The organism is Allobosea sp. NPDC055353, from assembly GCF_053644975.1.
The window spans coordinates 253,767-267,754 of the sequence record NZ_JBSHMC010000003.1; the positions used below are offsets into that span (position 1 = coordinate 253,767).

Consider the following 13,988-nt stretch of genomic DNA (forward strand, 5'->3'; position numbering starts at 1 on the left):
CGCGGGTTACTTCTCGGTTTCGACCAGGCCCTTCACGAAGAGCCTCTGCATGGCAATGACGACGAGGACGGGCGGCAGCATCGCCAGCATGGCGGTGGCCATGGCGAGCTGCCATTCCGTCAGGGCGTCGGCGGTGACGATCATCTTCTTGATGGCGATGACGATGGTCTGCATCGAGTCCTTCGTCGTCACCAGCAGCGGCCAGAGATACTGGTTCCAGCCATAGATGAACTGGATCACGAAGAGCGCCGCGATCGTCGTCATCGAGAGCGGGAGCAGCGTGTCCTTGAAGAACCTGAACGGGCCGGCACCGTCGATCTTCGAGGCCTCCAGCAATTCGTCCGGGATCGTCATGAAGAACTGGCGGAAGAGCAGCGTGCCCGTCGCCGAGGCGATCAGCGGGATGGCGAGGCCCTGATAGGTATCGAGCATGTTGAGATCGGAGACGATCTTGAAGGTCGGGAAGATGCGGACCTCGACCGGGAGCATCAGCGTGATGAAGATGATCCAGAACGCCGCCATGCGGAACGGGAAGCGGTAATAGACCACCGCATAGGCCGAGAGCACGGAGATGAAGATCTTTCCGAGCGCGATCGTCATCGCCATGATGAACGAGTTCAGCATCATGTGGATGACCGGCTCGCGCGTCGTGCTCGACGTGCCCACGAACAGGATGCGGTTGTAGTTCTCGAAGAAGTACGGTCCGGGATAGAGCGGCATCTGGCCGTTGATCACGGTCGCGGCGTCCCAGGTCGAGGCGACGAAGGTCAGCCAGACCGGGAAGGCGACGATCAGCACGCCGATCGTCAGGATGACATAGGCGATCAGGTCGCCCAGGCGGCGGTCCTCGACCATCAGGTGGCCCTCTCCATCGCGCGCAGCAGATCGGCCAGCGCATCGGCGCAGGCATCGAGACAGGCCTGGCCCTTCTGCAGCGTGGCGCGGCGGGCATCGCCGACCACGCCGGTCTCGGTCATCTCCCGGAAGGAGCGGTGGCGCGAGACGACCTGCCGACGGGGCGCGCGGTCCAGCGCGCCGAAGGCTTCGGACAGGCGCGGCTCGCGGACCGAGCCCGGCGCCAGCACCATCATCATCGAGGTCTCGACCTCGCAGGCATGCTGGACGCCCTTCTGGTCCTCCAGGAGAGGGCCGAGCGCCGTTTCGGCCAGCATGAAATAGGTGGTCGCCTCGACATGCAGCCGCGTCTCGCGGGCGAAATCGGGCAGGAAGGCGGTGAGCGCTGCAATGTTACCGCCATGGCCGTTGACGATCAGCACGCGGTGGAAGCCATGGCGCTCGATGCTCTTCAGGAAAGACAGCAGCACCGCACGATAAGTCGGGATGTCGAAGGTGAAGGTGCCGCCGAAGGCCATGTGGTGCTCGGCCATGCCGCACCACAGGGTCGGTGCGACGACGACGTCGACATCGTCGGCGCGCTCAGCCGCCGCCTTGCAGACGCCACCGCACAGGATGGTGTCGACACCGACGGGCAGATGCGGGCCGTGCTGCTCGATCGAGGCGACGGGAAGGACGACGATCGCGTCGCCCGCCGCCTTGGCGCGCAGTTCCTCGGCGGTCAGGTCCTGCCAGAGTACGGAAGAGGTTCGGGTCACGGCGCGGGCCTCAGGAGCGGAAAGAAGAAAGCTTCGGTCAGCGTCTTTGCCAGGAAGGGCGCGCGCGCTGCCGCCTCGCCTTCGTTGACGATGATCATCGGCGTATGGTTGAGCACCTTGTAGAGACCATCCTTGCGGCGCGCGGCGAGCGAGCCCTCGGTCAACGAGCGCAGGACGAGGGTGAGATCCCGGCTCTTCAGGCTGCCGGTCGGTGGCGAGACGTCGAAGCGCACATGCAGAAGCCGGAACATGTCCAGCCCCTCGTCCGACGCCCGACGGTCCAGCGTCGCATCGTCGGCGAAGACCGGGACCGCGACGAAAGCGACCTTCGCCTGCTCGGCCTGGCTGCGCATCTCGCCGATCAACCGACTGCAGATGCGCTCCGCCCAGGCCAGCGTCGTGCCCGGCCCGCAGTTGAGCACGATGCCGGACCAGGCATCGATCCGGCGCGCCTGTGCGCCCGCAACTGCCGGGAGCAGCAGGAGGCCGACAACCGCGACGGCAAAGGCGCTGGCCGGCCACGCCATCAGTAGCTCACCTTGCGCTCGATGAAGCGGAACTGCACCGCGGTCAGTCCGATCACCATGATCAGCAGCAGCACCGATTGCGCCGCCGAACCGCCGAGATTGGAGCCGCCCTTGCCGTCGGAGAAGACCTTGTAGACCAGCGTCTCGGTCGCGCCCGAGGGGCCGCCGCCGGTCATGGTGTCGATGATGCCGAAGGTGTCGAAGAAGACGTAGACGATGTTGACGACGAGCAGGAAGAAGGTCGTCGGCGAGAGCAGCGGGAAGACGATGGTCCAGAACCGGCGCATCGGCCGGGCGCCGTCGATCACCGCCGCCTCGATCACGCTCTTGGGGATCGATTGCAGGCCGGCGAGGAAGAACAGGAAATTGTAGCTGATCTGCTTCCAGGTCGCGGCGAGGATGACCAGCAGCATGGCGTGGTTGCCGTTGAGGCGCGGATTCCACGGGATGCCCAGCGATTGCAGGCCACGCGCGAGCATGCCGAGCGAGGGATCGAACATGAAGAGCCAGAGCACGCCGGCGATGGCGGGCGCCACCGCATAGGGCCAGATCAGCAAGGTCTTGTAGATCTCGGCACCGCGGATCTGCCGGTCCGCCATCACGGCGAAGAGCAGCGCGATCGAGAGCGAGAGAACGCAGACGAAAGTGGAAAAGATGGCGGTGTTGATGAAGGCCTTGAGATAGCCGGGATCGGCAAAGAGCGCCTGGTAGTTCTCGAACCAGACGAACTGCGTCGAGATGCCGAAGGCATCCTCGAGCAGGAAGCTCTGCCAGACCGCCTGGCTCGCCGGCCAGTAGAAGAACACGATGGTGATCGCGAGCTGCGGCAGAAGCAGCAGGAAGGGGATCGTCAGCCCCTTGAAATATGCGTTCTTCTGCATCGGCTTCCCTGGAACGAAACGGCCATCCCGAACACATCTGTCCGGGATGGCCTTGGATATGCAAGCGCTATCAGCGGGCCGCGGTGCGCTCGAACTGGCGCAGCATCTGGTTGCCGCGCTCGACCGCGGCGTCCAGCGCCGCCTGCGGCGACTTCTGGCCGTTCAGCGCCGCCTCCAGCTCCTCCGACCAGATGTCGCGGATCTGGACGAGGCTGCCGTAGCGCAGGCCCTTCGAGTTGTCGGTCGGGGGCTTGTTGGTCAGCTCGAGGATCGGGGTCTCGAGATAGGGCTTGTCCTTGTAGAAGCCGGACGCCTTGACCTTCTCATAGGCTGCCTTGGTGATCGGCAGGTAGCCCGACTCGGTATGCAGCTTCACCTGGCGGTCGACATTCGAGAGGAAGGTGAAGAACTTGGCGACGCCCTTGTATTCGTTCGCCTTCTTGCCGCCCATCACCCAGAGCGAAGCACCGCCGATGATCGAGTTCTGCGGAGCGCCCTGCACGTCGGGATAGTACGGCATCGCGGCGTTGGCCCAGTCGAACTTGGCGTTCGCCTTGACGTTTCCGAAGAAGCCGGAGGAGGTCAGGAAGATCGGGCATTCGCCCGAGGTGAAGCGGCCTTCGCCATTATTGGTGCGGCCGGAATAGTCATAGGTCTTGTCCTTCTGCAGCTCGACCAGGTTGGTCCAGTGCTTCAGGAAGGCCGGGCTCTTGTTGAAGTTCAGCACGGCATCGGCGCCGGCCATGCCGTTGACCTTGGTCGAGAGCGCGATGTTGTGCCAGGCCCCGAACTGCTCGATATTGGCCCAGGGCGCCCAGGCGTTCGAGACGCCGCATTTGTCGTAGCCGGCGGCCTTCAGCTTCTTGGCGGCCTCGAAGGTCTCGGGCCAGGTCTTCGGCGGCTTCTCGGGGTCGAGGCCCGCCTTCTTGAAGGCGTCCTTGTTGTACCACATCACCATCGACGAGGAGTTGAACGGCATCGAGAGCATCTCGCCCTTGGCCGTCGAATAATAGCCGCTGATCGCCGGCAGATAGGCGCTCGGATCGAATTTCTCGCCGGCTTCCTTCATCATCTCGTGGACCGGCTTGATCGCGCCCTTGGCCGACATCATCGTGCCGGTGCCGACCTCGAAGACCTGCAGGATATGCGGCGCCTGGCCGGCGCGGAAGGCGGCGATGCCGGCGTTCAGCGTGTCGGGATAGGAGCCCTTGTAGACCGGAACGACCTTGTAATCCTTCTGCGAGGCGTTGAAATCCTCGGAGAGCTTGACGACGACGTCGTTATTGGCGCCGGTCAGCGCGTGCCACCACTGGATTTCGGTCTGCGCGAGGGCCGGCGAGGCGCCGGCCAGCGCAAAGGCCGCGACCGACATCAGGATGCGCGATTTGATGCTCATGGAATATCTCCCTTCCGCGGGCGGGCGCCGCCGCGGTTCTTGTCGTTGGTGCGCAAGCTAGCATGAAGCGCAGGCGACATTTCAATGACAAATCGATGACGACCCGCGCAATCCGCCTATGGTCTCGGTCGGAGGTCCGGCATCGACCGTGACGGCCTCTCGCTTGCACATTCCGACGGAACCGGCTGATCTGCGCTCCCCGATCCGAATCCGCCTGTGGATGCCGCCATGCCCAGCCTCGACCTTGCCGTGACCACGACCCTGCCCGCGGATGCCGAGGCCGCCGCGCTCGCGGGCCGCGTCTGGCGTCCCGATCTCGGCGGGCCAGCCGTAGTGACGCTGCGCGGCGGGCAGGTGATCGATGTCACCGCGAGCTTCGCGACCAGCCGCGACCTCTGCGAGGACGCCGATCCGGCGGCGGCGCTGCGGGCGGCCCAGGGCGAGGCGATCGGTTCGCTCGCCGACATCCTCGCCAACACGCCTGTGGACGGCCGCGACCTTACGCGGCCCTGGCTGCTCTCGCCGCTCGACCTGCAGGCGGTGAAGGCGGCCGGCGTCACCTTCGCGGTCTCGATGCTGGAGCGCGTGATCGAGGAGAAGGCGCGCGGCAACCCGGCCGCCGCCGCGACGATCCGCGAGGAGATCGGCAAGCTCATTGGCGACGATCTCTCCAAGCTGAAGCCCGGCTCGCCCGAGGCGATGCATCTCAAGGAGGTGCTGATCAAGCAGGGCGCCTGGAGCCAGTATCTCGAAGTCGGGATCGGGCCGGATGCCGAGATCTTCACCAAGGCGCCGCCGATGTCGACGGTCGGCACCGGCGCGGATGCCGGCCTGCATCCGGCCTCGAGCTGGAACAATCCCGAGCCGGAGATCGTGCTGATCGTCGCCTCGGATGGACGGATCGTCGGCGCCACGCTCGGCAACGACGTCAACCTGCGCGATGTCGAGGGCCGCTCGGCCCTGCTGCTCGGCAAGGCCAAGGACAACAACGCCGCCGCGGCGGTCGGCCCCTTCATCCGCCTGTTCGATGCCGGCTTCACGCTCGACCATGTCCGCCGGACGACGGTGACGCTGACGGTCGAGGGGCAGGACGGCTTCCGGCTGGAAGGCACCTCCTCGATCGCGAAGATCAGCCGCGACCCGGCCGATCTCGCCGCCCAGATGATCGGCCCGCATCACCAGTATCCGGACGGGGCGGCGCTCTATCTCGGCACCATGTTCGCGCCGATCAAGGATCGCGATGCGCCCGGCGGCGGCTTCACCCATAAATACGGGGACATCGTCACCATCGCCGCGCCCGAGCTCGGCAGCCTGATCAACCGGATGAAGCGCACCGATGAATGCGCACCCTGGACCTATGGCGCCTCGCATCTGATGCGTTACCTCGCCGGGCGCGGGCTGCTCTGACCTGGCGCCGGAACGGGCGAACTGACAGCAAGGAAGCAGCGGAACCGAGGGTTCTTACCGAAATTCGGCGAGAACCTGCCTTTCCGTCAGGCAGCTGGTAAGTTTTTTCTGCCACAGAGCGGGCTGGACCAGGAGGGTTCGGCGTGGCGATGAGCGAAATCGGGAGAGAGAACTCCCCAATCGACGGCAAGGATTTCATCGGCAAGGGAGCAGCGATGCGCTTGGCCAGCTCGCCCCTCGCCTGGATCGTGGCCTTCGCCGCATTGGCCGCCGCGGCACTGATCCTGCCGCTGCGCCTGCCGCTCGGGCCCAATGCCTGGGATACGGTCGTCTATCTCGACGCGATCCAGCGCATCGGTCTCGGGCAGGTCCCGACCATCGATTTCTTCGCGCCGATCGGCCCGCTCGGCTTCTATTTTGCCGCCGGGCTCGACGCCATCTTCCCCGATGCGCAGCCGATGCTGCTGATCAACTGGGCGCTGCTGCCGATCATGCTGCCGGTGCTGGCCCTGCTCGCCGGCGAGGTTGCCCGGCGCTCCCGCCCGCAGGCGCTGGCGCTGGTGCTGCCCTTCCTGCTGTTCGCGGCGCTGCCGATCAACCTGCACGGGCTCTATCCGTCGCCCGGCTTCGACGGGTACGGCTTCTACAACCGCCATGTCGCCTTGCAGCTCTACCTGCTGATCGCGGTCCTCTTGTTCGTGCCGCGGCGCAGCTTGCAGATCGCGCTCGTCGCCGTGCTGATGCTCGCGCTGTTCCTGACAAAGGTCACGGGCGCCGTCTCCGGCACGCTTCTCGTCGGCTATGCCACGCTGAGCGGGCGGATGCGCTTCCGCGATGCGATCATCGCCGCCGGGCTCGTCATCCTCGCACTGGGCGTGCTGGAACTCGCGACCGGTTTGAGCTCGGCCTATCTCATCGACATCCTGACGCTGCTCGGCCTCAACACCGGTACGCTGCTGCCGCGCTTCCTGACCGTGGCCTCGGTCAAGTTCAATGTGATCGGCCCGTCGCTCATCCTGCTCGCCGCGCTCGCCTACGCCTCCTGGCGCGACGGTCTGCCGACGACGCTCGCCGGCTGGCGGGCGCTGGCCGATGCCCCGATCGGCTGGTTCGCAGCCGGCCTGTTCGCGCTTGCCTTCTTCGAGACGCAGAATACCGGCTCGCTCGAATTCATCGGCCTGTGGCCGATCCTCCTGCCGCTGATCCTCGACTGGTGGGAGCGGCGCGACGACCGGATGCGGCCGGTGGTCCTCGTCCTGGCGCTCGCGGTCTCGCTGCCGAGCGCCGTGATCTGCATGGAGCGCGGGATGCGCGCGGTGATGGGTGGAGCGACCTATGTCGCACTCGACGTGCCCGATCTCGGGCCGCTTGGCCGGGTCAGCGTGAAGCCGGACATCGCCGCACGCGCCGCCGCGATGCTCGATCATTACGCGACGCAGCCCGAGGGCTATCGCGACCTGATCCGGCGCGACATCCTGCCGTCCTACATCCTCTATTCGGAGATCGACTATCAGGCGACCTGGATGCTCGAGATCCAGCAGGCGGTGACCGCGATCAAGGCTTGGGAAGCCAACAACAAGCGCGAGCTCAACGGCTTCTTCACCTTCGATTTCGTCGATCCGCTGAACGTCCTGCTGCAGCGCACGCCGCCGCGCATCGTGCCTGTTGGAGTCGATCCCGGCCGCAGCACGCCGGACCTGCAGCCGGGCACCATCGAGGCCCTCAGGCAGACCGACGCGCTCCTGATGCCGAAATGTCCGGTCACGACGCCGCGCGAGATGATCCGCAGCCATTTCGCCGCAGCGCTCGAAGGGCGCGAGCGGATCGCGCTCGCGCCCTGCTGGGACATGTATCTGAGGAAATAAGACCGCTCTGGATCGAGCCAGATCGAAAGCCGTCATTGCGAGGAGCAAAGCGACGAAGCAATCCAGGGGGACGTAGAGCTCTGCCGCCCCTGGATTGCTTCGCTACGCTCGCAATGACGACCGTGCCGACGACTCAGCCGGCCGCCGTCTGCCCGGCTTCCCAGCCGAGGATGGCGCGCTTGCGCGTCAGACCCCAATGGTAGCCGGTCAGCGCGCCGGACTTGCCGATGACGCGGTGGCAGGGCACCACGAAGGAGATCGGGTTCTTGCCGACCGCCATGCCGACGGCCCGCGCCGCGCTGGGCTTGCCGATATGGTTGGCGACCTCGCCATAGGTGGTGGCGCAGCCCACGGGAATCCGGAGCAGCGTCTCCCAGACCCGCACCTCGAAATCGGTGCCGATCAGGACGACACGCAAAGGCGTCTCCGCCGACCAGGCCTTCGGCTCGAAGATGCGGCCGGCATAGGGCGCCGTCAGCATCGGATCGTAGTGATAATCGGCATGGGGCCAGCGCCGCATCATGTCGGCCAGCGCCTCGGCCCTTCCGCCGACGACCTTGCCGCCATCGGCGCTGTTCGAGACCCAGCCGAGACCGGCGAGGCCGCGCTCCGTGATCACCACCAGCGCCTCGCCGAAGGGCGAAGCATGGAAGCCATAGGAGAGCTTCAGCCCCTCGCCGCCGGTCTTCCATTCGCCGGGCGACATCGCCTCATGCGTCACGAAGAGATCGTGCAGGCGACCGGGGCCCGAGAGGCCGACCTCGAGCGCCGTGTCGAGAATGCTGGCCGAGGAGGACAGCAGCCCCTTGGCATGGTCGAGCGTGATCGCCTGCAGGAAAGCCTTCGGCGTCAGGCCGCACCAGCGGCGGAAGAGGTGATGGACATCGGTCGGGGTCGCGCCCGCAGCTTCGGCGATCGCCTCGATCGTCGGCTGCTCGCGCCAGTTATGGGTGATGAAGGAAAGGATACGCCGGACGGTATCGTAGTCCGAGCCGGGCGCGACAGCCGGGAAATCGGCCTCGCTCGGCATCGCATCGGTGGCGCGCGCCAGCACCGCATTGGAGAAGCGCGTCGGGGTCATCGCCGTTTTCATCGGAGCATGAGCGTTCATTGGAACCTCGCATCATCAGTCATGATGCGAATCTAGGGTGCCCACCATGCCGTTCCCACCCGAAAGCTGGCAAGGGCAGGCTTGCGCAGCGCCGCCAAGCATCCGGGATGGAATATCCTATCGAGAATGTGCCGTCATTCCGGGCTTGACCCGGAATCCATCGTAGGATGTCGCGCTTTATGATGGATTCCGGATCGGCGCCGCTGACGCGGCTTGTCCGGAATGACGGCAATGGTTTTACCTCGACCCACAGCGCTCCGGCAGGAGCGACAGATCGTAGAGGCGAATGCGCATGACCTCCCCCGCCGATGCCATCATCGATCTCTACGACCGCCACGCCGCCACCTATGACGGCTTGCGCGGCAAGATACTGATGGAAGGCCCGTGGCTCGCGCGTTTCCGGGCCCTGCTCGCGCCCGATGCCACCATCCTCGATATAGGCTGCGGCACCGGTCAGCCGATCGCCCGCCATTTCATCGAACACGGCCATGCCGTCACCGGCGTCGATTCCGCCCCAGCGATGATCGCGCTGTGCCGGTCGCGCTTTCCGGAGGGCGATTGGCATGTCTGCGACATGCGCCGCCTCGCGCTCGGCCGTCGCTTCGGCGGACTGATCGCCTGGGACTCGTTCTTCCACCTGACGCCGGAGGATCAACGCGGCATGTTCAAGGTCTTCGCGGGCCATGCCGCCCCGGGCGCGGTCCTGATGTTCACCAGCGGCCCGGCGCATGGCGAAGCGATCGGCAGCTTCGAAGGCGAGGCGCTCTATCATGGCAGCCTCGATCCCGGGGAATACCGGGCCCTGCTGGCGGAGAATGGCTTTTCCGTCGTCGACCATGTCGTCGAAGACCAAAGTTGCGGCGGCCATACGATCTGGCTCGCCAGAACGGCTCAGGGCGCGCCGTAATCCGGCCCGCGGCGGGCGCTCGACAGGGCCGAGCCCAGCGCATCGGCGAAGCCGGAACGCTCCTGCGGCGAGAGCGCGGAGGCGATCGCGACGCTCTGCCCGCGCGAGACCAGCGTCAGGCCGAGCAGGCCGTAATCCTCGTCCGTCCGGCGTTCGAGCCGGGTCCAGGCCGGATTGAAGCGCCAGACCGCCTCGCGGCCGTGATGCGAGACCTTGCGCAGGAAGACTTCGAGCGGCGTCACCACGATGCGCTCGAAGGCGCGCGCATGCCGGAAATTGACGTGGAAGGCGACGAAGAGCGCGACGATGTCGAGCCCGAAGAAGCCGGCGACCGGCCAGGCACCGAGCACGACAAAGGGGATCGAGGAGATCACGCTGGCAAGGCAGACCAGCGTCATCACGATGCGGAAGCCGTTCTGGCCGAGCGATCGGTGCGGCGTGATCGTGGCATCGAAGACCGGCCGCTGCGACGCGTCCGCGATCTCGCTGCCAAAGCTATCACTGCCGAGGCTATTGCCGGGTGTCATGCGACGATTATAACGCCGTCATGGATCAGCGGAACAGGCCCCCTCGCACGGCTGCGCCGGCAAAGCGCATCACGTTGCCGCGCGCGCGCAAGCCGGCGGAGATCCGCGAGATCTTCAGCCGCTTTCAGGCCGCCAATCCCGAGCCCAGGGGCGAGTTGGATCATACCAACGCCTTCACGCTGCTGGTCGCCGTCGTGCTGTCGGCGCAGGCGACCGATGCCGGCGTCAACAAGGCCACCCGCGCCCTCTTCGCCATCGCCGATACGCCGGAGAAGATGCTCGCGCTCGGTGAGGAGACGGTGCGCGAGCACGTCAAGACGATCGGGCTCTACCGCACCAAGGCGAAAAACGTGATCGCGCTCTGCGAGAAGCTGATCGCCGAATATGGCGGCGAGGTGCCGGCGACCCGCGAGGCATTGGAGAGCCTGCCCGGCGTCGGCCGCAAGACCGCCAATGTCGTGCTCAACATCGCCTTCGGCGAGATCACCCATGCGGTCGACACCCACGTCTTCCGCATCGCCAACCGCCTGCGCATCGCGCCCGGCAGGAACGTGCTGCAGGTCGAACTCGGGCTGGAGAAGGCGGTGCCGCCCGAATTCGGCCGGCACGCCCATCACTGGCTCATCCTGCACGGGCGCTATACCTGCAAGGCGCTGCGGCCCGAATGCGTCCGCTGCATCCAGAACGACCTCTGCGATTCCGCCGACAAGCGGATCGCCTGAGGCTCAGTAGCCCCGCGCCGGATCGACCAGGTTGAGCAATGGCTCGCCCGCCTCCAGCCGGCCGATCTGCTGGGCAACCGCGGTGGCGATCGCCTCGGGTTCCGACATCGCCGAATTATGCGGCGTCACCGTCACGCCCGGATGGCTCCAGAGGGCCGAGTCCACAGGCAGCGGCTCGGTCTCGAAGACATCGAGCGTCGCGCCCTTGAGCATGCCGGCGTCGAGCGCGGCGAGGATGTCATCCGCGACCTGCAGGCCGCCGCGCCCGGCATTGATCAGGAACGGCCCGCCGAGGCGCCCGCCCTGCGCAAGGCCCGAAAGCAGCGCGGCATTGATGATGCCCCGCGTATCCGGCGTCAGCGGCAGCAGGCTGACGAGGATGTCGGTGCGGGCAAGAAAGGCCTTCATGCCGTCCTCACCGGAGAAGGTCTGCAAGCCCTCGATGGTCTTGGGCGAGCGGCTCCAACCGGCGACGTCGAAACCGATGACGGCTAGCTTGCGGGCCGCGTCCTGACCGAGTTCGCCCAGCCCCATGACGCCGACGCGGACCGAGCGAGCGGCCGGCTGGTTGCGGTCGTCGTCCCAGATCGCCTCGCGCTGCTGGCGGTCGTAACGGCGCTGCTGGCGCAGATAGATCAGGCAATGCAGGACGATATATTCGCTCATCCGCGTCGTCAGGTCCGGATCGACGATGCGCGCGATCGGTGCCGCCGGCAATTTGTCATCGGCGAAGAGGAAATCGACGCCGGCCCCGAGCGAGAAGATCGCGGCGAGGTTGGGCAGACCGGTCAGGCTGCCGGGCGGGTGCTTCCAGCTCGCGACGTAATGCACGGCGCGGCGGTCGAAGGGCTCGCCGAGGACGACGACGGGCATATCCGGCAGCAGCGCCTGGAAGCGCGCGCGCCAATCCTCGACATGCCAGCCGGTCATGGCCAGAAGCAAACTCATCCCGACGCCCTCTCCGTAATCCGTTCAGCGACCAGCGGGCCGCGCGCCGCACCCTCTCCGATCCGGTAGGCCTTGCGCAAGCGCTCGCTTGCCGCAGCATAGCCGGCGTCGTTGCGGGCATGGACGATGCCGAGCGGCCGGTCGGGCCCGACATCGTCGCCGATACCTGCCAGCGCGACGACGCCAACGGCATGGTCGATCGGGTCCTGCGGCCGCACCCGGCCGCCGCCGAGCGCGACGACGGCAAGCCCGATCGCGCGCGTGTCGACGGAAGCGACGGTTCCGGCCGTTTCGGCATAGACCGGCTTGACGACCGGAGCGGCAGCAAGATGCTTCTGCGGCGCCTCCAGCAGATCGGCCGGGCCGCCGAGCGCCACGACCATCCGGGCGAAGCGCTCCGCCGCTGCGCCGGAGGCGAAGGCCTGCTCGATCTTCGTACGGGCGGTGTCGAGATCCGGGGCGAGCTTGCCGAGCAACAGCATCTCGGCGGCGAGCGCGACCGTGACCTCGTGGAAGCGGGGCTCGCGCCGGCGCCCGGTCAGATGATCGAGCGCATAGGCGACCTCGAGCGCGTTGCCGGCGGCAGAGGCGAGCGGTTCGCTCATGTCGGTGAGCAGCGCATTCGTCGGCAGGCCGGCGCCGTTGGCGACGCCGACCAAGGCCTGCGCCAAGGCCTGCGCCTTGCCGTAATCCGGCAGGAAGGCGCCGGAGCCGAATTTCACGTCCATGGCGAGGCCGTGCAGGCCGGCAGCGAGCTTCTTCGACAGGATCGAGGAAACCAGCAGCGGAATCGTTTCGACCGTCGCGGTGACGTCGCGGATCGCATAGAGGCGCTTGTCGGCCGGGGCGAGATCGGCGGTCTGGCCGATGATGGCGCAGCCGGCTTCCCGCACCACCTTGCGGAAAAGGTTGATGCCGGGCTGGGTGACATAGCCCGGTACGGCGTCGAGCTTGTCGAGCGTGCCGCCGGTATGGCCAAGGCCGCGGCCGGAGATCATCGGGACATGGCCGCCGCAGGCCGCAACCGCCGCCGCCAATGGCAGGCTGACCGTATCGCCGACGCCGCCGGTCGAGTGCTTGTCGAGAGCGGGCCCCGGCAGGTCGTCCCAGCGCAGCACCGTTCCGGAATCCCGCATGGCGAGCGTCAGCGCGACGCGCTCGCGCTCGCTCATGCCGTTGAAATAGACTGCCATGGCGAAGGCCGCGGCCTGCCCCTCGCTGACAGAGCCATCAGGCAAGCCGGCGATGAGCTGGCGGATATCGGCGTCGGACAGTTCCGCACCGTCGCGCTTGGCGGCGATGATCTCCTGGGTCAGGCGCATCAATAGCCCCCACGCGGCGCGGCATCGGGCGCGACGCCATCAATGGCCTCGACGAGCGCGCCATAGAGGCCGCTGGCGCCGAAGCGGAAGGTCGTGGGCGTCGCCCAATCCTCTCCCATGATTGCATCGGCGAGATCGAGATAGCGCGTGGCGTCGGCCAGCGTCCTGATTCCGCCGGACGGCTTCAGCCCGACGGGGCGGCCCATTTCCGCGATGACGCTGAGCATCACGCGCGCTGCCGGAATGCTGGCCGAATTCGCGGTCTTGCCGGTCGAGGTCTTGATGAAATCGGCGCCAGCGGCGATGGCAAGCTCTGCCGTCGTCCTGACCTTGTCGAGATTGGGATATTCGCCGGTTTCCAGAATGACCTTCAGCCGCCTTTCGCCGCAGAGCGATTTGACGTTGCGCACCATCGCGGTCGCAGCCGTCGTCTGCCCGGCGAGAACGGCCCGCCAGGGCAGGACGAGGTCGATCTCGTCGGCACCGGCGGCGAGCGCCTCCTCGGTCTCGCGCATCGCCGGGGCGATCGGTGTGTCGCCATCGGGAAAGTTCACCACGGTCGCGATGCGGACGGGGCCGTCGCCGAGCTCGGCCCGCGCCGTCGCGACGAAGCGCGGCCACAGGCAGATCGCCGCGACCGGCACGGGGCCGGAGACGGCGCGCCGGCAGAGATCGCGGGTGCCTTCTTCCGTGGCATCGTCGGCAAGATCGGTCAGGTCGAGCAGGGCGAGCGCGCGCCTGGCGAGATCGGCATCGGACATG

Annotated in this window: 14 protein-coding genes; 4 read left to right on the forward strand and 10 right to left on the reverse strand. The window is 66.7% G+C overall.

Features of this window, described 5'->3' with window-relative positions; translation table 11 throughout:
- Nucleotides 1-6: 6 nt before the first annotated feature.
- The 5 genes from ugpE to ugpB all read right to left on the reverse strand — a co-directional run bounded on the left by ugpE (nt 7) and on the right by ugpB (nt 4,417).
- On the reverse strand, nt 7-855 hold the full coding sequence (ugpE, locus tag ACWIEX_RS21740) for a sn-glycerol-3-phosphate ABC transporter permease UgpE (RefSeq protein WP_454035031.1): 849 nt from the start codon (nt 853-855) through the stop codon (nt 7-9).
- Nucleotides 855-1,613, reverse strand: a complete 759-nt coding sequence (locus ACWIEX_RS21745; RefSeq protein WP_454035032.1) for a creatininase family protein — start codon at nt 1,611-1,613, stop codon at nt 855-857. Before ACWIEX_RS21745 ends, ugpE begins: the two co-directional genes overlap by 1 nt.
- The gene (locus tag ACWIEX_RS21750) at nt 1,610-2,140 is read right to left on the reverse strand and encodes a hypothetical protein (protein ID WP_454035033.1); all 531 of its coding nucleotides are present in this window, start codon (nt 2,138-2,140) and stop codon (nt 1,610-1,612) included. The genes ACWIEX_RS21745 and ACWIEX_RS21750 overlap by 4 nt, the downstream gene beginning before the upstream one ends.
- A complete protein-coding gene (gene ugpA / locus ACWIEX_RS21755; protein WP_454035034.1) occupies nt 2,140-3,021 on the reverse strand; it encodes a sn-glycerol-3-phosphate ABC transporter permease UgpA in 882 nt (293 codons plus the stop codon). Before ugpA ends, ACWIEX_RS21750 begins: the two co-directional genes overlap by 1 nt.
- Before the next feature lie 70 nt (nt 3,022-3,091).
- Nucleotides 3,092-4,417 (reverse strand): sn-glycerol-3-phosphate ABC transporter substrate-binding protein UgpB, encoded by a 1,326-nt coding sequence (gene ugpB, locus ACWIEX_RS21760; RefSeq protein WP_454035035.1) that lies wholly within the window; start codon nt 4,415-4,417, stop codon nt 3,092-3,094.
- Between the two features lie 228 nt (nt 4,418-4,645).
- Between ugpB and ACWIEX_RS21765 the strand changes: the two genes are divergently transcribed.
- Nucleotides 4,646-5,824: a fumarylacetoacetate hydrolase family protein gene (locus ACWIEX_RS21765; RefSeq protein ID WP_454035036.1), complete on the forward strand. Its 1,179-nt coding sequence runs from the start codon at nt 4,646-4,648 to the stop codon at nt 5,822-5,824.
- A 143-nt stretch (nt 5,825-5,967) separates the two neighbouring features.
- Nucleotides 5,968-7,689 carry a hypothetical protein gene (locus tag ACWIEX_RS21770; RefSeq protein ID WP_454035037.1) on the forward strand — a complete coding sequence of 574 codons (1,722 nt, stop codon included), beginning with the start codon at nt 5,968-5,970 and terminating at the stop codon, nt 7,687-7,689.
- Nucleotides 7,690-7,822: 133 nt separating this feature from the next.
- On the opposite strand, the gene ACWIEX_RS21775 is transcribed toward ACWIEX_RS21770, so the two are convergent.
- Nucleotides 7,823-8,719 (reverse strand): methylated-DNA--[protein]-cysteine S-methyltransferase, encoded by an 897-nt coding sequence (locus ACWIEX_RS21775; RefSeq protein WP_454035265.1) that lies wholly within the window; start codon nt 8,717-8,719, stop codon nt 7,823-7,825.
- A 373-nt stretch (nt 8,720-9,092) separates the two neighbouring features.
- Between ACWIEX_RS21775 and ACWIEX_RS21780 the strand changes: the two genes are divergently transcribed.
- Nucleotides 9,093-9,707, forward strand: a complete 615-nt coding sequence (locus tag ACWIEX_RS21780; protein ID WP_454035038.1) for a class I SAM-dependent DNA methyltransferase — start codon at nt 9,093-9,095, stop codon at nt 9,705-9,707.
- Here the strand turns inward: ACWIEX_RS21780 and ACWIEX_RS21785 are convergent.
- A complete protein-coding gene (locus ACWIEX_RS21785) occupies nt 9,692-10,234 on the reverse strand; it encodes a DUF2244 domain-containing protein (protein ID WP_454035039.1) in 543 nt (180 codons plus the stop codon). The genes ACWIEX_RS21780 and ACWIEX_RS21785 overlap by 16 nt on opposite strands.
- A 20-nt stretch (nt 10,235-10,254) precedes the next feature.
- Between ACWIEX_RS21785 and nth the strand changes: the two genes are divergently transcribed.
- On the forward strand, nt 10,255-10,956 hold the full coding sequence (nth, locus tag ACWIEX_RS21790) for an endonuclease III (protein WP_454035040.1): 702 nt from the start codon (nt 10,255-10,257) through the stop codon (nt 10,954-10,956).
- Between the two features lie 3 nt (nt 10,957-10,959).
- Here the strand turns inward: nth and ACWIEX_RS21795 are convergent, their stop codons facing one another.
- The 3 genes from ACWIEX_RS21795 to deoC are packed head-to-tail and all read right to left on the reverse strand — an operon-like array spanning nt 10,960 to nt 13,987.
- Nucleotides 10,960-11,904 (reverse strand): 2-hydroxyacid dehydrogenase, encoded by a 945-nt coding sequence (locus tag ACWIEX_RS21795; RefSeq protein WP_454035041.1) that lies wholly within the window; start codon nt 11,902-11,904, stop codon nt 10,960-10,962.
- The gene (gene deoA, locus ACWIEX_RS21800) at nt 11,901-13,226 is read right to left on the reverse strand and encodes a thymidine phosphorylase (RefSeq protein ID WP_454035042.1); all 1,326 of its coding nucleotides are present in this window, start codon (nt 13,224-13,226) and stop codon (nt 11,901-11,903) included. The genes ACWIEX_RS21795 and deoA overlap by 4 nt, the downstream gene beginning before the upstream one ends.
- On the reverse strand, nt 13,226-13,987 hold the full coding sequence (deoC, locus tag ACWIEX_RS21805; RefSeq protein WP_454035043.1) for a deoxyribose-phosphate aldolase: 762 nt from the start codon (nt 13,985-13,987) through the stop codon (nt 13,226-13,228). The genes deoA and deoC overlap by 1 nt, the downstream gene beginning before the upstream one ends.
- Nucleotide 13,988 lies beyond the last annotated feature (1 nt).

Bases quoted from the DNA above. Each gene is read 5' to 3' on its own strand.
- ugpE (WP_454035031.1), bottom strand. From the start codon at position 855: ATGGTCGAGGACCGCCGCCTGGGCGACCTGATCGCCTATGTCATCCTG.
- ACWIEX_RS21750 (WP_454035033.1), bottom strand. From the start codon at position 2,140: ATGGCGTGGCCGGCCAGCGCCTTTGCCGTCGCGGTTGTCGGCCTCCTG.
- ugpA (WP_454035034.1), bottom strand. From the start codon at position 3,021: ATGCAGAAGAACGCATATTTCAAGGGGCTGACGATCCCCTTCCTGCTG.
- ugpB (WP_454035035.1), bottom strand. From the start codon at position 4,417: ATGAGCATCAAATCGCGCATCCTGATGTCGGTCGCGGCCTTTGCGCTG.
- ACWIEX_RS21765 (WP_454035036.1), top strand. From the start codon at position 4,646: ATGCCCAGCCTCGACCTTGCCGTGACCACGACCCTGCCCGCGGATGCC.
- ACWIEX_RS21775 (WP_454035265.1), bottom strand. From the start codon at position 8,719: ATGCCGAGCGAGGCCGATTTCCCGGCTGTCGCGCCCGGCTCGGACTAC.
- ACWIEX_RS21780 (WP_454035038.1), top strand. From the start codon at position 9,093: ATGACCTCCCCCGCCGATGCCATCATCGATCTCTACGACCGCCACGCC.
- ACWIEX_RS21785 (WP_454035039.1), bottom strand. From the start codon at position 10,234: ATGACACCCGGCAATAGCCTCGGCAGTGATAGCTTTGGCAGCGAGATC.
- nth (WP_454035040.1), top strand. From the start codon at position 10,255: ATGGATCAGCGGAACAGGCCCCCTCGCACGGCTGCGCCGGCAAAGCGC.
- ACWIEX_RS21795 (WP_454035041.1), bottom strand. From the start codon at position 11,904: ATGAGTTTGCTTCTGGCCATGACCGGCTGGCATGTCGAGGATTGGCGC.
- deoA (WP_454035042.1), bottom strand. From the start codon at position 13,226: ATGCGCCTGACCCAGGAGATCATCGCCGCCAAGCGCGACGGTGCGGAA.
- deoC (WP_454035043.1), bottom strand. From the start codon at position 13,987: ATGTCCGATGCCGATCTCGCCAGGCGCGCGCTCGCCCTGCTCGACCTG.